17 protein-coding genes are annotated in these 19064 nt (G+C 60.4%); 11 read left to right on the top strand and 6 right to left on the bottom strand.

The annotated features are described in order from the left end of the window. The first annotated feature begins 271 nt into the window (after window positions 1-271). A complete protein-coding gene (locus tag AAEZ03_RS02535) occupies window positions 272-1648 on the top strand; it encodes a pyridoxal-phosphate dependent enzyme (RefSeq protein WP_350575753.1) in 1377 nt (458 codons plus the stop codon). Further along, a complete protein-coding gene (locus AAEZ03_RS02530; RefSeq protein WP_350575750.1) occupies window positions 1645-2820 on the top strand; it encodes a cystathionine gamma-synthase in 1176 nt (391 codons plus the stop codon). The genes AAEZ03_RS02535 and AAEZ03_RS02530 overlap by 4 nt, the downstream gene beginning before the upstream one ends. A 106-nt stretch (window positions 2821-2926) precedes the next feature. On the opposite strand, the gene AAEZ03_RS02525 is transcribed toward AAEZ03_RS02530, so the two are convergent. Beyond that, a complete protein-coding gene (locus AAEZ03_RS02525; protein ID WP_123750048.1) occupies window positions 2927-3346 on the bottom strand; it encodes an organic hydroperoxide resistance protein in 420 nt (139 codons plus the stop codon). Window positions 3347-3624: 278 nt separating this feature from the next. Continuing rightward, complete coding sequence (locus tag AAEZ03_RS02520) at window positions 3625-4098, bottom strand: MarR family winged helix-turn-helix transcriptional regulator (RefSeq protein ID WP_048370463.1); 474 nt, start codon at window positions 4096-4098, stop codon at window positions 3625-3627. A 207-nt stretch (window positions 4099-4305) separates the two neighbouring features. Between AAEZ03_RS02520 and AAEZ03_RS02515 the strand changes: the two genes are divergently transcribed. Next, the gene (locus AAEZ03_RS02515; RefSeq protein WP_350575746.1) at window positions 4306-4824 is read left to right on the top strand and encodes a cupin domain-containing protein; all 519 of its coding nucleotides are present in this window, start codon (window positions 4306-4308) and stop codon (window positions 4822-4824) included. 119 nt (window positions 4825-4943) lie between these two features. Here the strand turns inward: AAEZ03_RS02515 and AAEZ03_RS02510 are convergent, their stop codons facing one another. Continuing rightward, the gene (locus AAEZ03_RS02510; RefSeq protein WP_048370459.1) at window positions 4944-5447 is read right to left on the bottom strand and encodes a winged helix-turn-helix transcriptional regulator; all 504 of its coding nucleotides are present in this window, start codon (window positions 5445-5447) and stop codon (window positions 4944-4946) included. 105 nt (window positions 5448-5552) lie between these two features. On the opposite strand from AAEZ03_RS02510, the gene fabF reads away from it, so the two are divergent. Continuing rightward, on the top strand, window positions 5553-6821 hold the full coding sequence (fabF, locus tag AAEZ03_RS02505; protein WP_278939570.1) for a beta-ketoacyl-ACP synthase II: 1269 nt from the start codon (window positions 5553-5555) through the stop codon (window positions 6819-6821). Between the two features lie 58 nt (window positions 6822-6879). On the opposite strand, the gene AAEZ03_RS02500 is transcribed toward fabF, so the two are convergent. Next, window positions 6880-7764, bottom strand: coding sequence for a hypothetical protein (locus AAEZ03_RS02500; protein ID WP_350575741.1), 885 nt, complete (start codon window positions 7762-7764; stop codon window positions 6880-6882). A gap of 201 nt (window positions 7765-7965) precedes the next feature. Here AAEZ03_RS02500 and AAEZ03_RS02495 point away from each other — a divergent pair, with 201 nt between their 5' ends. Beyond that, window positions 7966-8409, top strand: coding sequence for a GNAT family N-acetyltransferase (locus AAEZ03_RS02495; protein WP_350575738.1), 444 nt, complete (start codon window positions 7966-7968; stop codon window positions 8407-8409). Next, entirely contained in the window at window positions 8406-9020 is a 615-nt protein-coding gene (locus tag AAEZ03_RS02490; protein ID WP_048387259.1) for an FMN-dependent NADH-azoreductase, read from the top strand. Before AAEZ03_RS02495 ends, AAEZ03_RS02490 begins: the two co-directional genes overlap by 4 nt. Here the strand turns inward: AAEZ03_RS02490 and AAEZ03_RS02485 are convergent. Then, complete coding sequence (locus AAEZ03_RS02485) at window positions 9017-9679, bottom strand: response regulator (RefSeq protein WP_350575734.1); 663 nt, start codon at window positions 9677-9679, stop codon at window positions 9017-9019. The two genes, AAEZ03_RS02490 and AAEZ03_RS02485, sit on opposite strands and share 4 nt — an antisense overlap. A gap of 3 nt (window positions 9680-9682) precedes the next feature. Beyond that, the gene (gene baeS / locus AAEZ03_RS02480) at window positions 9683-11101 is read right to left on the bottom strand and encodes a sensor histidine kinase efflux regulator BaeS (protein WP_350575731.1); all 1419 of its coding nucleotides are present in this window, start codon (window positions 11099-11101) and stop codon (window positions 9683-9685) included. 112 nt (window positions 11102-11213) lie between these two features. Between baeS and AAEZ03_RS02475 the strand changes: the two genes are divergently transcribed. From AAEZ03_RS02475 to nadA, 5 genes are all read left to right on the top strand, one after another. Further along, window positions 11214-12413 carry an efflux RND transporter periplasmic adaptor subunit gene (locus AAEZ03_RS02475; protein WP_350575728.1) on the top strand — a complete coding sequence of 400 codons (1200 nt, stop codon included), beginning with the start codon at window positions 11214-11216 and terminating at the stop codon, window positions 12411-12413. A gap of 2 nt (window positions 12414-12415) precedes the next feature. After that, window positions 12416-15544 (top strand): efflux RND transporter permease subunit, encoded by a 3129-nt coding sequence (locus AAEZ03_RS02470; RefSeq protein ID WP_350575726.1) that lies wholly within the window; start codon window positions 12416-12418, stop codon window positions 15542-15544. Continuing rightward, window positions 15541-16920, top strand: coding sequence for an efflux transporter outer membrane subunit (locus tag AAEZ03_RS02465; RefSeq protein ID WP_123750059.1), 1380 nt, complete (start codon window positions 15541-15543; stop codon window positions 16918-16920). Before AAEZ03_RS02470 ends, AAEZ03_RS02465 begins: the two co-directional genes overlap by 4 nt. Before the next feature lie 129 nt (window positions 16921-17049). Continuing rightward, the gene (locus tag AAEZ03_RS02460; RefSeq protein WP_123750060.1) at window positions 17050-17736 is read left to right on the top strand and encodes a type 1 glutamine amidotransferase domain-containing protein; all 687 of its coding nucleotides are present in this window, start codon (window positions 17050-17052) and stop codon (window positions 17734-17736) included. Window positions 17737-17961: 225 nt separating this feature from the next. After that, the gene (gene nadA / locus AAEZ03_RS02455) at window positions 17962-19020 is read left to right on the top strand and encodes a quinolinate synthase NadA (RefSeq protein ID WP_123750061.1); all 1059 of its coding nucleotides are present in this window, start codon (window positions 17962-17964) and stop codon (window positions 19018-19020) included. Window positions 19021-19064: the final 44 nt, after the last annotated feature.

Here is a 19064-nt window from a genome sequence, read left to right as displayed (position 1 = left end):
ACGTTGAGTCCAAGGCCCGAGACAGGCCGTTCGTAACGTGTGACGTAGGAATATAGGAATGGAAAATGACGGGGCCGTGACATGAAAAATTGTTCATGAGGCGGATGCCACGCCGTCAGGAGGCTTGGCTTAAACGCTCTGGAGTAATCACCCGTCAAGTTGCGGCCAACCCCATCCCGGCCTATGGTCCTAGGAGGTTTCCGGTGATTGGCGCGACCTGAATCGTTGCCAGTCGCTGTCCATCCAGTGCCAAAACACGGGAAGTGACGTCATGCCAAGCAACCCTCAACCTGCCGTTCTGGAATTGATCGGCAACACGCCGCTGGTGCGTGTCAGCCGGTTCGATACCGGGCCTTGTACGCTGTTCCTCAAGCTTGAATCGCAAAACCCCGGAGGCTCGATCAAGGACCGGGTCGGCCTGGCCATGATTGATGCCGCCGAGCGCGACGGGCGTTTGCGCCCCGGCGGCACCATTGTTGAAGCAACGGCCGGTAACACTGGCCTGGGGCTGGCGCTGGTCGGTCGGGCCAAAGGCTACCGGGTGGTGCTGGTGGTGCCGGACAAGATGTCCACCGAGAAGGTGTTGCACCTCAAGGCCATGGGCGCTGAGGTGCATATCACCCGGTCTGACGTCGGCAAGGGCCACCCGGAGTATTACCAGGACGTGGCCGCGCGCTTGGCCGCCGACATCCCCGATGCTTTTTTCGCCGATCAATTCAATAATCCGGCCAACCCGCTGGCCCACGAATGCAGCACCGCCCCGGAAATCTGGTCGCAAACCCAGCACGATCTGGATGCCATTGTGGTGGGTGTCGGGTCTGCAGGTACGTTGACCGGCTTGACCCGTTTTTTTAAGCGCGTGCAACCGGATCTGGAAATGGTTCTGGCCGACCCGGTGGGCTCGGTGATGGCCGAATACAGCCGTAGCGGGGTGATCGGCAAAGCCGGTTCCTGGGCGGTGGAGGGCATTGGCGAAGACTTCATCCCGTCGATCAGCGACCTGTCCAGCGTGCGTCATGCCTACTCGATCAGCGATGAAGAAAGCTTTGATCACGCCCGCCAATTGCTGCGGGCTGAAGGTATTTTGGGCGGGTCTTCCACCGGCACTTTGCTGGCCGCCGCGTTGCGCTATTGCCGCGAGCAAACCGAGCCCAAGCGTGTGGTCAGCTTTGTGTGTGACACCGGGACGCGTTATTTGTCCAAGGTCTACAACGACCAGTGGATGAAGGACCAGGGTCTGCTGCAGTTCAAGCATTACGGCGATTTGCGTGACCTGATTGCCCGACGTTTTGAGGATGGCCGGGTGATCAGCGCCAGTCCGGACGACACCTTGCTCACCGCTTTCCAGCGCATGCGCCTGGCCGATGTGTCGCAACTGCCGGTGTTGGTGGACGGCAAGCGGTTGGTCGGGGTGATCGATGAGTCTGATATTTTGCTGGGCCTGCATGCCGATGCGTCGCACTTTAGCCGCACGGTCGCGAGCGCCATGACGGACACGTTGCACACTTTGGCGCCGCAGGCCAGTCTGACTGAACTACAGGCCGAACTCGACCGCGGGCTGGTGGCGATTATTGCTGACGCTTCAGGCTTTCATGGCCTGATTACTCGCGTCGACCTGCTCAATCACTTACGGAGATCCCTTGCATGAGTCAGCACGATGAAAACGGCGCACACCGCGCCTTTGCCACCCGCGTCATTCACGCAGGGCAGGTGCCGGACCCTTCCACCGGGGCCTTGATGCCGCCGATTTATGCCAACTCCACCTATTTGCAAGAAAGCCCCGGCGTGCACAAAGGCCTCGACTACGGGCGTTCGCACAACCCGACGCGGTTTGCCCTGGAGCGTTGCGTCGCGGACCTTGAAGGCGGCACAGATGCCTTCGCTTTTGCTTCCGGGCTGGCGGCGATTTCGACGGTGCTGGAGTTATTGGACGCCGGTTCGCACATCGTCTCGGGCAACGACTTGTACGGCGGTACGTTCCGCCTGTTCGACAAAGTCCGCCAGCGCAGCGCCGGGCACAGCTTCAGCTTCGTCGACCTGACAGACCTCAGCGCTTTTGAAGCGTCGTTGCAGGACAACACGCGGATGGTCTGGGTCGAAACCCCGAGCAACCCGCTGCTCAGCCTGACCGACCTGGCGGCCGTGGCAAGCATCTGCCGGGCACGCGGCATCATTTGCGTGGCCGATAACACCTTCGCCAGCCCTTGGGTGCAGCGCCCGCTGGAGTTGGGTTTTGATGTGGTGGTGCACTCGACCACCAAGTACCTGAACGGCCACTCGGATGTGATCGGCGGGATCGCCATCGTCAAGGACCTGGAACTGGCCGAGCGCTTGCGCTTCCTGCAAAACGCGGTCGGCGCGATTGCCGGGCCGTTTGATGCCTTCCTCACCCTGCGCGGCGTGAAAACTCTGGCACTGCGCATGGAGCGTCACTGCAGCAACGCGCTGGAGCTGGCGCAATGGCTGGAGCGCCAGCCGCACGTGTCGCGTGTGCACTATCCGGGGCTGGCATCGCACCCGCAGCATGACTTGGCGTGTCGGCAGATGCGTGGTTTTGGCGGGATGATTTCCATCGACTTGAACACCGACCTGGCGGGCGCCCGGCGCTTCCTGGAAAGCGTGCAGATTTTTGCCCTGGCCGAAAGCCTGGGTGGGGTTGAAAGCCTGATCGAACACCCGGCCATCATGACCCACGCCACCATCCCCGCCCAAACCCGTGCGCAGTTGGGTATCGGCGATGGTCTGGTGCGGCTGTCGGTGGGTGTTGAGGATGTCGAAGATTTGCGCGCTGACCTGGCGCAGGCGCTGGCGCGGATTTAAATCTGTGGGAGCGGGCTTGCTCGCGATGCAGGCAACACGGTGCGCAACTTTGACACCTTGTCGTATCCATCGCGAGCAAGCCCGCTCCCACAATGAGTCAGGTGATTTAAACGCTGACGTGCAGACGCACGTCGACATTGCCGCGAGTGGCGTTGGAGTAAGGGCACACCTGGTGCGCAGCGTCTACCAGCGCTTGAGCGTCGGCTTGCTCAAGGCCCGGCAGGCTGATGTGCAGGTCGATGTCCAGACCGAAACCGCCCGGGATCTGGCCAATACCCACGTGGGCCGTGATCGAGGCGTCGGCCGGAATACTGCGCTTGGTCTGGCTGGCGACAAACTTCAAGGCACCGATAAAGCAGGCCGAGTAACCGGCGGCAAACAGTTGCTCAGGGTTCGTGGCTTCACCGCCAGCACCGCCCAGTTCTTTTGGCGTGGTCAGCTTGACGTCGAGGATCTTGTCGCTCGAAACAGCGCGACCATCACGGCCACCGGTAGCGGTTGCAACAGCGGTATAGAGAACGTTCATGGCGGTCTTTCCTTACAAGAGAAGTGTCTGATGAGGTTTATCTTTAGCGCTAATTGTTTGCGCGCTAATCAGATGGCTAAAAATTAGCGCTCAAATAGTTTGTGCGCAAGCTATTTTTTAAAGACGCACCGAAAACAGATCTATCCTATTGATCTAAAAGACTATTTATTTTCAGGAAACAAAACTGGCCCTGTAGGAGCGAGCTTGCCTCGCGATCTCTTGATCTTTAAAAATCAAAAGATCGCGAGGCAAGCTCGCTCCTACAGACGGAATAATACTTAGAGGCTGGCGTGCAGGTTGCGGCGCAGCAGTAGCAGGTTTTTCTGGATGTCTTGCAACTGCTCCAGGCTCAGCCCGCTGGCGGCCAGGATGCACTGGGGGATGGCCTTGGCTTTTTCTTGCAGCGCTTTGCCCTGCTCGGTCAAGCGCAGGTGAACCACTCGCTGGTCTTCATGGCTGCGAACCCGGCTGAGCATGCCTTCGGCTTCCAGGCGCTTGAGCAACGGCGTCAACGACCCCGGATCTGTCAGCAGACGCGCACTGACTTCCCCTACGGTCAGACCGTCTTCTTCCCATAACACCAGCATCGCCAGGTATTGCGGGTAGGTCAGGTTCAAGGCCTGAAGCAGGGGCTTGTACACCTTGGTCATCATCAACGAGGTGGAGTGCAGTGAAAAACACAGCTGGTTTTGCAGCAGCAGGTAATCACAACTGCCAGCGTCTGCCGGGGCGGAGTGGTCGTCGACAGTCATCACAGGAACCTTGGCGTTAAAAGAGCCAACAATTTAGCGTCAATACCTTTAGCGCACAATGCAGTTTCCACGCCAGCTTGCATCAGCCTTGTGCGATCTATGAATTATTAGTTAGTTGTCGCGAAGGCCCACGGCGTCGAACATGTTCTGCAAGCAACGCCTATCAGGCCATTTCAGGGCAATTTCAGGACAAGGGAAACCGGTTTCATGCATGAGAAAAAACGTTCGTCGCGGCACACGGTCATTCACGGTCTGTGCAGCCTCAGCTTGCGGACGGCGGGTGCTGTCGCAATCACCCTCGCGACACTGAGCGGCGCTCAAGCGGCTACGTCCGCCACTGACACCATCAAGGCCTACAAACTGTGCACCGGCGCGGACGACGCCTCGCATGTTCTACAAGGGACCATCAACCAGAACATGCGCAACGACGTGACGGCCATTCACTTCAAGCAAAGCCCGGCGCATGCCTCTTTTGACTGGCATAACGACCCGGAGCCGCAGTACGTCTTGACCTTGTCCGGCACGCTGGCCTTTGAGACGCGCACCGGTGAGACGTTTACTTTGCGCCCGGGCGAAGTGCTGCTGGCAGCCGACAACACCGGCTCCGGACACCGCTGGAAAATGGTCGATGACCAACCGTGGCGCCGTGGCTACGTGGTCCTGAAACCGGGTGCCGCCGATTCATTCGTGCCTAACGACCCGGCGGCTGCGAAAGTCTGCCAGTAAGCCCCGTTCCTGTAGTCGCTGCCGAGGCCGCAATGCGCTGATCAGGGGTGCCGCATCACACCGATCAACGTCTTGTCATTGGGGCGGCGACTACCTTTTATTGCTCTTGAGCCATCACCTCAGGCGTCTTGCGGCTGCCTGCCCGCTACAAATGCCAGGCGCTCCTGCATGCCTGGACTCGCTGCCGGCCCGGCCTTGACGGTGCACTGTTCAATGGGCACCGCACGGCCTTCAACCGCGTCCATCAGCACCACCTGGAGTGGATGGCGGGTCTGTTGATCAATGATCTGCACGCTTTCGCCCTCGGGCGTGTAATGCCGATTGCCCCAGGCAATAAACGCCATGATCACGATTTTGAAATCTTCTCCCACCGCCGTCGGTACGTATTCGTACCGGGGCGGGCGCTCGCTGTAGCGTCTGCGCTCCAGTAATCCTTCTTCGACCAGGGTGTTGAGCCTGCGCGTCAGCATGTTCGGGGCAATCCCCAAGCTTTGCGAAAACTCGTCAAAGCGCCTTAACCCTTGCAGCGCATCGCGCATGATCAAGATGCTCCACCATTCTCCTACCCGTTCCAGTCCACGGGCGACAGGGCATTCGGCGTTTGTAAGCGATGTGCGTTGCATTGCGGTTCCTGAGAGACGAGAAAAGTTTTGCTCACTGATGTTACTTTCATAATGATAGTTTCGTCACTGTACCGCTACCAAGCAAAATTTATGGAGTGAGCCATCGTGAATAGACGCATTGTTGTGACAGGCATGGGCGCGGTGACCCCGCTGGGCTGTGGGGTCGAGCAAACCTGGAGCCGTTTGCTGGCAGGGCAGTCCGGGATCCGTCGACTGCCTGAAGCGCTGGTCGGTGATTTGGCCGTCAGCATAGGCGGTCAGGTGCTGGACCGTGATCAGGACCCGCACGCCGGGTTTGACCCCGACGCGCTGATCCCCGCTAAAGAACAGCGCAAGATGGACCGCTTCATTCTGTTTGCACTTGCCGCCGCTAAAGAAGCGCTGGAGCAAGCGGGCTGGGCGCCGCAAACCGAACTGCAGCAAGAGCGTACGGCGACGATTATCGCGTCCGGTGTGGGCGGGTTTCCGGCCATTGCCGAGGCGGTGCGCACCGCTGACAGCAAGGGCCCGCGCCGCTTGTCACCGTTCACCATCCCGTCGTTTCTGTGCAACTTGGCGGCCGGGCATGTGTCGATTCTGCATCACCTCAAAGGCCCGCTGGGCGCCCCGGTCACGGCGTGTGCTGCCGGTGTGCAGGCGATTGGCGATGCGGCGCGGATGATTCGTGCCGGTGAAGTGGACGTGGCCGTGTGTGGTGGCGCCGAAGCGTGCATCCATCGTGTGAGCCTGGGTGGTTTTGCGGCGGCGCGGGCGTTGTCCCACGGTTTCAACGACACCCCTGAGCGTGCCTCACGCCCGTTCGATCAAGCGCGCGACGGTTTTGTGATGGGCGAGGGCGCCGGTTTACTGGTGATCGAAGAGCTGGAGCACGCCCTGGCCCGAGGCGCCTCGCCGATTGCGGAACTGGTGGGTTATGGCACCAGTGCCGATGCCTACCACATGACCGCCGGGCCGGAAGATGGCTCAGGTGCGCGGCGGGCCATGGAGCAGGCGATTAAGCAGGCCGGTATAACCCCGGCGCAGATCCAGCATTTGAACGCCCATGCCACTTCGACCCCAGTGGGTGACAAAGGCGAGTTGGCCGCCATCAATAGTCTGTTTGGCGACAACCCCGACGTTGCCATCAGTGCCACCAAATCAGCAACCGGGCACTTGCTGGGCGCGGCAGGTGGCATCGAGGCGATCTTCACCTTGCTGGCCTTGCGCGACCAGATCGCCCCGGCAACCCTGAACCTTGAGACGCCGGACCCTGCGGCTGCCGGGCTCAACCTGGTTCGCGGGCAGGCGCAAAAGCTGGCGATTGAATACGCGATTTCAAATGGCTTCGGCTTTGGCGGGGTCAATGCGAGCGTGCTGTTCAAGCGTTGGCAGTGAGTGTTGATGTAGCTGACGGATGTCAGGGCCTCACCCATGGGTGAGGCCCTAGCGCCTTTCAGGCTTTTAATTGTCGGTCAGCGAGTGTGCCGCGTACCTTCTTGCGGCGGTCCGCGTAGCGCCATTCGTCCCCGGCTTCAAAGCTTTTGATCCGGTTCAGCACCTGCGAACCGCCTGCGATGAGCATCTCTTTTTCAAACAGCTCACGCAGACCTTTGCGTTGTTGTAAGCGCACAACCGTATTTTTCAAAAACGCCGAGTATTCATTGGCGGAGCTTTCAAACGTGTTCTGAATGGCATCGTCCACCGGTTTGACAACATGCGTGTCGGGGCGGCTGAAATCAGTAAAGGGAATGGACGCAGTTGCAGCTTTTTCCCCCCGAAGCAGTGCCTCATACATGGCGTACGCCTCCTCATATCCTCGTTTGAACGACTCGTCTTCAAGCAACTTGAGCGCGGTTTGATGGTGCTTTTCGGCCCGTGCCAGTATCGATTCGATGTGATCCTGTTCAAGCTTGCGCGAGGCCAGCATTTGGCCGGTGGCGGCCATGATTTCTTGCTGGTGATAGTCGTGGTCCAGGCTCGCGTGAGTGTGCGGCTCTTCAGCGGGTTCGTCGGGGCGCCAGTTAATTTCACCGGATTTAATGCTGTCCTGATAGGCCCTGGTCTGCGGCATCGCTTTGTTGTCGGTCAACACTGCGCTGGATCCGGATGCGGGTTGTCTGGACGTTTCGTCCTGCCGGGACTTAGCTGCATGGGCTTTCAACAGCCAGACCGTCGCCCAGATGACACTCAATTGAAGAGCGATAAGGGGGGGCCAAAAAAGAGTGAATACCGTCACCGCGGACCAGACAATACCGATGGGGATCAGCCATTTGGGGCCCAAGTAGCGGACAAGACCCAACGAAAGAATGATGACTAAGAGATGCAGCGCAATGGTCACAGCGTTTCCTCCATGGATTTTTTCGGCAGATTATAGACGCGGATTTCAACAAGGCATCCTTGCCACGTTTATTCGTCTGAATAGAACACGCATTGGAGGCTCTGACGTTTCTATGGCCCAGTCCTGAAGGCATTTTTTGGATCTGTGACCTGTGCCGTTATGTCCCTAAAGTAAGCCAACTTTTACAGAGGGCAGACGAGCATGGACTACACCTTTCAGCTTCTGGAAACCCCCGCAGACCAACACGCCAGTTTTGATCTGATGCGCGTGTTGCGTCCGCATTTATCTGACCCGGACGCTTATGCCGCGCAATTGTCGCGGCAGGCCCGGCAGGGCTACCGTTTATTGGCGATCAGCAACGGCCAAGGCATGGTCGGATTGGCCGGCTATCGCGAACTTGAAAACCTGATCTATGGCCGCTTTATCTACGTTGATGACTTGGTGATCAGCCCGCAGATGCAAGGCTCTGGCGTGGGCGCCACGTTATTGAACGCCGTACGCGAGGAAGCCGTTCGACGCGGTTGCGATCATTTTGTACTGGATACAGGGCTGCACATGGCGTTGGCCCAGCGCTTTTACTTCCGTCAGGGGCTGCTGGCCCGTGGTATGCACTTCACCGAAAAACTGAGCGAGGCCCACCCATGAAAACCGCACTGCTGATCAACGCCAGCCCTCACGGTGATTTTTCCCACGCCCGACAACTGGCGCACGAGCAACTGCAGCGCCTGCGCCAACGTTACCCGGATCTGGAACTGATCGAACGTAACCTGGCAGAACAACCTTTGCCCCCGTTGAACATTGAGTACGGCGCGGCGTTGACCAAGCCCACAGCGTTCGATGCGCCAGTGTTTGATGTGTCCGAAGCATTGATTCAGGAGCTGGAGCGCAGCGATGTCGTGTTTGTTTGCACGCCCATGCACAACCTGACGGTTCCGGCATCGCTGAAGCTGTGGATTGACTACGTGTTGCGCATCCATCGCACCTTTAGCTCGGGGCCAGACGGCAAAACCGGTTTGCTCGCCTCTCGCCCGGTTTACGTGTTGGTGGGTTCGGGTGGCTTTCATCAAGGGCCGAGGGCCAAACAGCGTGACTTCCTGACCGACTACTTGCGCGAAGTTTTCACGATGCTTGGGCTGTCTGACATCCACTTTGTTTATCTAGAAGGGCTGGTATTTGGCGAAGAGGCGGTGGCCACGGCGCTGCAAAACGCCCGGCAACATCTTGCGAGTTTTGCGCTGTTCAATGAGTCGCTTTAAAGCTCCAGCTTGTAGCCCACGCCATACAGCGACTGGATCGGGTCCTCTGCGGGGCACGCCTGCGCAAGCTTGCGCCGCAGGTTGCGGATGTGGCTGTCGACCGTGCGGTCGGTGACCACCCGGTGATCGGAATACAGTTTGTCGAGCAACTGGTCGCGGGAGAACACCCGGCCCGGAGCGCGGGCAAAGGTGTTGAGCAGGCGCAGTTCAACCGGCGTCAGGTCCAGCGGCACACCATCAAAAGCAGCGCTGTAGCGGCTTTCGTCGATCTCGATACGCGCTTGCGCCACGGTCTCCAGGTGCGGGCTGCGGCGCAGTATCGCTTTGACTCGGGCCACCATCTCCCGTGGGCTGAAGGGTTTGCAAATGTAGTCATCGGCGCCCAGATCCAGCCCCAGCAAGCGGTCCACTTCTTCAACACGTGCGGTGATCATGATGATCGGCACCGCGCTAAAACTGCGCAGTTCCCTGCAGATGTCCAGGCCATCGCGGCCCGGCAACATCAGGTCGAGCAAGATCAAGCGTGGCGAATGCGCGCGAACCCACGGCACCACCTCAAGGCCGTTGCCCAGGCAATGGACCGGGTAGCCTTCGAGCGATAAATAATCGCGCATCAGGGCGACCAGTTTGGGTTCGTCTTCGACGATCAGAATGCTCATGAATCACCCTTTGCGGGGTAGCCGCAGGTTCAGCCAGAGGCCGCCCAGCGGGGAGTGGTCGGCTGTCAGGCTGCCGCCGTGGGCTAGGGCAATGCTGTGACAGATCGCCAAACCCAGCCCGGCGCCGCCGCTGGCCCGGTTGCGCGAGGCTTCGCCACGGTAGAAGCGCTCAAACAGCCGCGGCAGTTGCTGGGGTTCAACACCGGGCGCGGAATCCATGATGCTGATGCACACGGCATCGTCCTCCTGGCTGGCACGGATTTCCACCCGGCCGCCGGGGTCGGTGTAGCGCACGGCGTTTTCCAACAGGTTGCTGAACAGTTGTTGCAGGCGCTTTGCGTCCGCTTCGAGCACCAGCGGTGGTGCAGGCAGTTCCATATCAATGTGCAATTGCGCAGCGTTGCAGCGCTCCTGAAACATCGCCAGTGATTCCTCCAGCACGTCATTGAGTACGCATTCGCTCTTGCGATAGGTCAATGCGCCCACGTCTGCCAACGAGAGTTCATACAGGTCATCTACCAATTTGCTGAGCATCCCGACTTCAGCTTGCAAAGACTTCATCGAGGCGTGATCAAGGCTGCGTACACCGTCTTCGATGGCCTCCAGCTCGCCGCGCAAGATCGACAGTGGCGTGCGTAACTCGTGGGACACATCGGCCATGAATTCGCGGCGCATGGTTTCATTGCGCTCCAGGGTGAAGGCCAGTTGGTTGAAGTCCCGGGCCAATTGGCCCACTTCATCGTTGGACGACACCGCCACCCGGTTGCTGTATTCGCCCTGGGCCAGCCGATGGGTGGCGGCGGCCACACGCTTGACCGGGTCGAGCAAGGTGCGCGCGATCCACCAGGCAATCAGCATCGCCAGCAGCAACGACAGCACCCCCACGGCCAGGCTGGTGCGCAATTGATACTGCTGAAAACGCTCGCCCCCGGCCTCGGTCACGCTTTGAAAGGGCGTCACGGCCAGCCAGCCGACGGTTTTGCCGCCCACGTCGATGGGGCGCAGCAGGGCGTCGTCACCGATCGAGGGGTAACCGGTGACCCTTTTTTTGTGCTGGTCGAGCAAGGCAATACGAAATAACGCGCCGGTGAGGTCGGACGGCAGCGGGTTTTTAAGGTCGCGGGTGCGCACTTCATCTTCTGGCTCCGGACGCATCACCTCAAACCAGCGGTCAGGTTTATTACGCAGAAACTCCCAACTGCCTTCGCGTTCATACGCGCTGGCCAACCGTGGCAACACCGGGGCCATGCGTTCCAGGGCCTGTTCGTTGAGGTAGCCGAGAAAGCCGCGGCCGAAGCTCCAACTGGTGGCCAGGCCCATGCTCAGGATGACTAAGAGCACACTGGCGAGAATCGCAATAAACAGTTTGGTGGAGATGCTCAGCTTCATGGGCTCGGGCTTGTCAGTGAATGGCCTGCTCATTTAGGCCCCCGCTGGCCGAAGATTCAAGGCGTGTGGGCAATCTTCAAATTTCCTGCACATTTGCCTCGCACGATGGCGCATGGCTTGAGCCACCCCACTTGCAGAGGCCGCTATGTCGACCAAACTTTTTGCTAAATCTCTGGTAACCGCCGCGGTGGTGGTTGCCGTGCTGGTTCTTTTTGCCTTGGGCGGCTGCTCGGCAGGCGATGCCCCACCTGTGGCGCAAACCCCGAAAGTCCAGGTGATGACGGTGCAGCCGCAACGTCAGGCGCTGACCACCGAACTGGCTGGGCGTACCCAGGCTTTTATGCTGGCTGACATTCGCCCGCAGGTAGGCGGAATTGTCCAGCAACGGCTGTTTGTCGAGGGCGCCGAGGTCAAGGCCGGGCAGGCCCTGTACCAAATCGACCCGGCGCCGTACAAGGCCGCGCTGGCCGAGGCGCAAGCGACAGCGAGCAAGGCCCGCGCCACGCTCAAGTCGGCGCAGGCCACGGCCACGCGTAATGCGGCGTTGGTAAAAATTGACGCCATCAGCCAGCAAGACAACGAAGATGCCCAAGTCAGCTTGCTCACGGCCCAGGCCGAGTTGCAGGTGGCGCAAGCCGGGGTCGACACGGCCCGGATCAATCTGGGCTATACCCGGATCACCTCGCCGCTCAGCGGCCGTATCGAAACCTCGACCGTCACCCCCGGCGCGTTGCTGGTCGCCGCGCAAACCACGGCGCTGACCACAGTGCAGCAACTGGACCCGATCTACGTCGATATCACCCAATCGACCACTGAGTTGCTGCGCCTCAAGCGCGACCTGGCCAGCGGTGCGTTGCAAGGCAATAGCGCCGAAGGCGAAGCACCGGTGTTGCTGACGCTCGATGATGGCAGCCCCTACAACCATGCCGGTACCCTCAAGTTCAGCGGTGTCGCGGTCAACCAAGGCACCGGCACCGTAACCCTGCGCGCCGTGTTCGCCAACCCTGAGCACCTGTTGTTGCCGGGCATGTATGTGCGCGCGGTGCTGGAGCTGGCCAGCGATGACAAGGCCATTTTGATACCGCAAAAAGCCGTGACCCGAAGCGCCAGTGGCGTGACCTCGGTGCTGGTGGTAGTCAACGGCAAGGTTGAGCAACGGGTACTGGCGATTGACCGGGCGGTGGGTAACCAGTGGTGGGTCAGCGCCGGGTTGAATGCGGGTGACCAAGTGATTATCGAAGGCGGGCAGAAGGTTCGGGTCGGCGCCGAGGTGCTGGCGCAAAACAGTGACGCCCGGGGCGTGCCACGCGCCGTGGCACCCACCGCGATTGCGCAGGGGAACTGAGCATGGCGCGCTTTTTTATCGACCGGCCGATTTTTGCCTGGGTGATCGCCATCGTCATCATGCTCGCGGGGGCGATGTCGATCAGTCAGTTGCCGCTGGAGCAATACCCGGACATCGCACCGCCCACCGTGCGCATTTCTGCGACCTACACCGGCGCCTCGGCCAAGACCGTTGAAGACTCGGTGACCCAGATCATCGAGCAGCAAATGACCGGGCTCGACAAGCTCACCTACATGTCGGCGTCCAGCAGTTCGGCGGGCAGCGCCAGTATCAGTTTGACCTTCGATGCCGGCACCGACCCAGACGTGGCGCAGATGCAGGTGCAGAACAAGCTGCAACAAGTGGAGTCGCGGCTACCCGCCTCGGTGCAGAGCGAAGGCCTGACCGTGACCAAGGGCGGCTCAGACTTCTTGATGATTGCAGCCCTCGCGTCCGACAACCCCAGCGTGACCGGCACGCAAATTGGCGATTACATCTCCAGCACCTTGCTTGACTCGATTGCCCGGATCGACGGGGTCGGCGAGGTGCAAACCCTCGGTTCGGGCTACGCCATGCGCATCTGGCTGGACCCGGCGCTGCTCGAAAAATACGCCTTGATGCCCTCGGATGTGATCACCGCGCTGGAGGCACAAAACACCGAAGTGTCGGCGGGCCAGCTCGGGGCGTTGCCAGCCGTGGCCAAGCAGCAACTGAATGCGACGATCAGTGCGCGCAGCAAATTGCAGACCGCCGAAGAGTTTCGCAATGTGTTGGTCAAGTCCGACAGCACGGGCGCGGTGGTGTTGCTCGGTGAGGTGGCGCGGGTTGAACTGGGCAGTGACAGCTACGACGTGAACTCAGCCCTCAATGGCAAGCCCGCCGCCGCAATGGGCGTACAGCTGGCCACGGGCGCCAATGCGCTTAAGGTCGGGGAGGCCGTCAAGGCCAGGCTCGCCGAGCTTCAGCCGTTTTACCCGAGCGAAATGCAGCTCAAAAATGTGATCGCCTATGACACGACCCCGTTCGTCAGCCTGTCCATCGAAGAGGTGGTCAAGTCGTTGGGCGAAGCCATCGTGCTGGTGGTGCTGATCATGTTTTTGTTCTTGCAAAATGTACGCGCCACGCTGATCCCGGCCATCACGGTGCCGGTAGTCTTGCTGGGCACGTTCGGGGTGCTGGCGCTGTTCGGCTATTCGATCAACACCTTGACCATGTTCGCCATGGTATTGGCCATCGGCCTGTTGGTGGACGACGCGATTGTGGTGGTAGAAAACGTCGAGCGGGTGATGAGCGAAGAGGGGCTTTCGCCGCTGGAAGCCACGCGCAAATCGATGGCCGAAATCACCAGCGCACTGGTGGGCATCGCATTGGTGCTGAGTGCGGTGTTTATCCCCATGGCGTTTTTTGGGGGTTCAACCGGGATCATTTACCGGCAGTTTTCGGTGACCATCGTTTCGGCCATGGTGCTCTCGGTGCTGGTGGCCATGACCCTGACGCCCGCGCTGTGTGCGACCTTGCTCAAGCCTTCCGATGCCACAGGGCACGCTGCTGCTAGCGGCTTCTTCGGATGGTTCAACCGCACCTTTGAGCGAAGCGCCGAGGCTTATCAAAAAGGCGTAGGAGGGATCGTACGCCGGGGTGGCCGCAGCCTGGTGGTGTACCTGTTGGTGATCGCCGCCATGGCGGCCGGTTACGCCAGCTTGCCGACCTCATTTTTGCCCGATGAAGACCAGGGCATCTTGATGGCCCAAGTGCAGTTGCCCGTGGGCGCAACGGATGACCGTACCCAGGCGGTGCTCAAGCAGTTCGAGGGCTATATGCTCGAGCAGCCGGAAGTCGAAGCGCTGATCAGCATCTCGGGCCTGGGCATGGGCGGCAACAGCCAGAACTCGGCCCGGGCCTTTATCCGGCTCAAGGACTGGAGCGAGCGCACGGGGGCAGGTCAGGACGCCGCGTCTATCGCGCAGCGGGCGACCGAGGCGTTGTCGAGCATTGGCGATGCCAACGTGTTTGTCATGCAACCGCCTGCCGTGCGCGGGTTGGGGCAAAGCTCCGGGTTCGATTTGCAGCTCAAGGACCTCGCGGGGCTGGGGCATGACGCGTTGGTGGCGGCGCGCGAGCAATTTATCGAACTGGCGCAAAAAGACCCGCGCCTGCAAGGCGTGCGCAGCAACGGCCTGGACGACACGCCGCAGCTTAAGGTCAACATTGATGATCGCAAGGCGGGCGCCTTGAGCCTGAGCACCAGCGACATCAACGCCACCTTGTCCACCGCGCTGGGCGGCACTTACGTTAACGATTTTCTTAACCAGGGCCGGGTGAAAAAGGTCTACGTGCAGGGCGAGGCGACCGCGCGCATGCAGGCCGCCGACCTGGACCACTGGTTTGTGCGTAACAGCAACGATGAAATGGTCCCGTTCTCTTCGTTTGCCAGCACTTCGTGGAGTTACGGCTCGCCATTGCTCGAGCGCTATAACGGCAGTTCGTCGCTGGAAGTGGTGGGTGACCCCGCGCCGGGCGTGAGCTCCGGGGTGGCCATGGACGCCGTGGAAAGCATCATCCAGCAGTTACCCGAAGGCATCGGCTACGAGTGGACCGGGCAGTCTTATCAACTGCGTTTGTCGGGGTCGCAGGCACCGTTGCTGTACGGGATATCGGTGCTGTTTGTGTTCCTGTGCCTGGCTGCACTCTACGAGAGCTGGTCAGTGCCTTTCTCGGTGATGCTGGTGGTGCCGCTAGGTGTCGTGGGCGCGGTGCTGGCCACGCGCTACAGCGGGTTGAGCAATGACGTGTACTTTCAAGTGGGGTTGCTAACCACCGTGGGCCTGGCGGCGAAGAACGCGATTTTGATTGTGGAATTCGCCAAGCACCTGCATGAGCAGGGCAATAGCTTGATCGAGGCCACCCTGATCGCGGTGCGTCAGCGCCTGCGACCGATTCTGATGACCTCACTGGCCTTTATGTTTGGTGTCTTGCCCCTGGCGCTGAGTACGAGCGCAGGTTCTGCCGGGCGCCGTGCCATCGGCACCGGGGTACTGGGCGGCATGTTCAGCGCCACGCTGTTGGGCATCTTCTTTGTACCGCTGTTTTTCGTGCTGATTCGCCGCCGCTTCAGTCGCGTTCGCACCCCTGACCCAAAAGGTGACGCATGAGTCGTTTTCGTTGGCCCTTGCTGGCAGCCTTGGCGCTGCTCAGCGGTTGCATCAATCTGGCGCCCACGTATGAGCGCCCTCAGGCTGCGGTCGATGAGCAATGGCTGCCGGGCACCGCCGTGCCCAACGGCCAAGCCGCGGCGGACATCAGTTGGCAGCAGTTTTTTACCGACCCGCGCCTGGCGCACCTCCAGGCGCTGGCGTTGACCAACAACCGCGACTTGCGGGTGGCGACCCTGAACATTGAAAAGGCCCAGGCGCAGTACCGCATCCAGCGCGCGGCAGGTTTACCGGCGATCGACGCAAGCGTAAGTGGCAGCCATAGTCGAACGTCCGGCACCACCAGCCACGATTACAGCGCCCAATTGGGCCTGAGCAGCTACGAGCTGGATCTGTTTGGCCGCGTGCAGAACCTCGAGGACGAGGCGCTGGAAGCGTACCTGTCGCTGGCCGAAACCCGGCGCAGCACACAGATCAGCCTGGTGGCCGAAGTCGGCATCGCTTGGTTGACCCTGGCGGCCGACAACGAACGCTTGGCGTTGGCCCGGCAAACCCTGGTCAGCCAGCAGGCCACTTACGACCTGACTCAACGCAGCCATGCACTGGGCGGGGCCGCCGGTTTGGCGGTGTCTGAAGCGCAAACCACCGTGGAGGCGGCCAAGGTCGACGTCGGTGTGTATGCCAGCCAGGTCCTGCAAGACCAGAATGCCTTGCGTCTGTTGGTCGGCAGTGCCATCCCGGCGCAATACTTGCCCGGCGACAGCTTGCAGTCGGTCGCGATGCTGGTGCAGGTGCCGGGGGAATTGCCCTCCACCCTGTTGCAGCGTCGCCCCGACGTGCTGGCGGCCGAGCACACGCTCAAGTCGGCCAACATCGATATCGGTGCGGCCCGCGCCGCGTTCTTCCCCAGTATTACCCTGACGGCGGGGGCGGGGTCGGCCAGCTCCAGCCTGTCGAGCCTGTTCAGCGGCGGTAGCGGCGCATGGAACTTTGCGCCGAGTATCAGCCTGCCGATTTTCGACGCCGGCAGCCATCGGGCTGCGCTGGACTCCGCCAAAGTCGCCCGCGACATTGAGGTGCAGACCTACCAGAAAACCCTGGAGACCGCCTTCAGCGAAGTGGCCGATGCTCTGGCTGTGCGCAGCACTCTGGATCAGCGTCTGGCTGCCCAATTGGCGCTGACCAAGGCCAGCCGCACCAGCTATGAGCTGTCGCAGGCCCTGTATCAGGGTGGCTCGCAAAGCTACCTCGAAGCCCTGGTGACCCAGCGCTCGCTGTACAGCGCCGAACAAGACCTGATCACCCTGCGGCTGGCCGAGCAGAGCAACCGGGTGACGTTGTACAAAGTGCTGGGGGGCGGCTGGAATGCCAACTGATGAATGGACAGGTGCTTTGGATGCACGGCACTAATGCCTGCAAGCGCTTGTCTATGCTCCTGACTCTGTACGTAAGCATGTCGTACAGCTCGAGGGCCGTATGGCCCGTCGTTCTGACAGGAGACAGCGATGAGCAAAAAAATACTCGTGGTACTGACCAGCGTCGAGAAGTACCCCAATCTGGATCGCGCGACGGGTTTATGGCTGGGTGAGGCCGTGCATTTTGTGCACAAGGTCGAGGCCGCCGGGTATGCCGTGGACTACGTCAGCCCGCAAGGCGGTTACACCCCGATTGATCCGCACAGCCTGGCCAAGGACATGGCCTCGGAGATTGACTGGAAGTGGTATCACGACAAGGCGTTCATGAACCGCCTGGGCGCCACACTAAAACCGGACGAGATCAATCCTGACGATTACGCGGCGATTTATTATGCCGGTGGGCATGGGGTGATTTGGGATTTCCCGGACAACACGCAGTTGCAGGCGATCAGCCGCCACATCTATGAGCACGGCGGGGTGGTGTCGTCGGTGTGCCATGGAGCGGTGGGCTTGCTCAATATCAAGCTGTCCAATGGCGAGTTACTGATCAAGGGCAAGCGGGTTACCGGCTTTTCCAATGAGGAAGAGACCCTGGCCGGTCTGGCTGATGTGGTGCCGTATCTCACCGAGACCGAATTGGGCAAACGCGGCGCTCACTATGAAAAGGCTGACGCTCCGTGGGCGCCGTTCGCTATCGCCGATGGACGTTTGATCACCGGGCAGAACCCGGCCTCGGGTGGCCCGGTGGCAGAGCACGTGCTGGCAGCGCTTAAATAAACTGACCCGCCCCCGGCCGATGCGGGTTTGCCAGCCCGCATCGGCGCCTTGCCTGCATGGGCAAAACCAACATTAAACTTTTGAATCGCAAGCTTATTCTGTAGCCTTAGCGCGCTTGATAGCTGGTCCGTGCCTGATAACACACATTCTCCCGGCGGGACTCGACAGTCCGGAGCCGGTGGTACACTCGACTTTCGCGCCTTAGCGCTTGCAGGTCTTGCGAACATGACGCAAATTTCTGAACGACTTCTGGTCCAAGCCCACCTCGATGCCAAGCAGCCAACGCCTTTGACTGCCGAGCAAGAGGCGACGCTACGTGCAGCCATTGCTGCCGAACTCAAAGCGCGTGATGCGGTACTGGTCGCGCACTTCTACTGTGACCCGGTGATCCAGGCCCTGGCCGAAGAAACCGGTGGTTGCGTGTCTGACTCCCTTGAAATGGCGCGTTTTGGCGCTGCCCACCCGGCCAAGACCATTTTGGTGGCAGGCGTGCGGTTCATGGGGGAGACGGCAAAAATCCTGACCCCTGAAAAACGCGTGCTGATGCCGACCCTTGAGGCCACGTGCTCGCTGGACCTGGGCTGCCCGGTTGAAGAGTTTTCGGCGTTTTGCGATCAACACCCCGAGCGCACCGTGGTGGTGTACGCCAACACTTCGGCGGCCGTTAAAGCACGGGCCGACTGGGTGGTGACCTCCAGTTGCGCACTGGAAATCGTCGAAACCCTGATGGACAACGGCGAGAAAATCATCTGGGGCCCGGACAAGCACTTGGGGCGTTACATCCAGCGTCAGACCGGTGCAGACATGCTGCTGTGGGACGGTGCTTGCATCGTTCACGAAGAGTTCAAGTCCAAGCAACTGGAAGACATGAAGGCGCTGTACCCGGACGCCGCGATTTTGGTGCACCCGGAGTCGCCGGAGTCGGTGATTGAACTGGCAGACGCGGTGGGTTCCACTAGCCAACTGATTGCCGCTGCGCAAAAGCTGCCGAACACAACCTTTATCGTCGCTACCGACCGCGGCATTTTTTACAAAATGCAGCAGTTGTGCCCGGACAAAGTCTTTATCGAAGCCCCGACTGCCGGTAACGGCGCGGCCTGTCGCAGTTGCGCGCATTGCCCGTGGATGGCCATGAACACCCTGGAGCGCACCCTTGAGTGCCTGCAAAAGGGCACAAACGAGATCTTTGTCGACCCGGCTCTGGTGCCCCACGCCGTTCGCCCGCTCAAACGCATGCTGGATTTCACCCAGGCCGCGCGCTTGAAACTGGCGGGTAACGCCTAAAGGTTTCACCAACCTGTGGGAGCGGGCTTGCTCGCGATGGGATC

Source organism: Pseudomonas sp. HY2-MNA-CIBAN-0224 (genome assembly GCF_040310285.1).
GTDB classification, from domain to species: domain Bacteria; phylum Pseudomonadota; class Gammaproteobacteria; order Pseudomonadales; family Pseudomonadaceae; genus Aquipseudomonas; species Aquipseudomonas helleri.
This window is presented reverse-complemented; position numbering and strand designations above follow the sequence as displayed.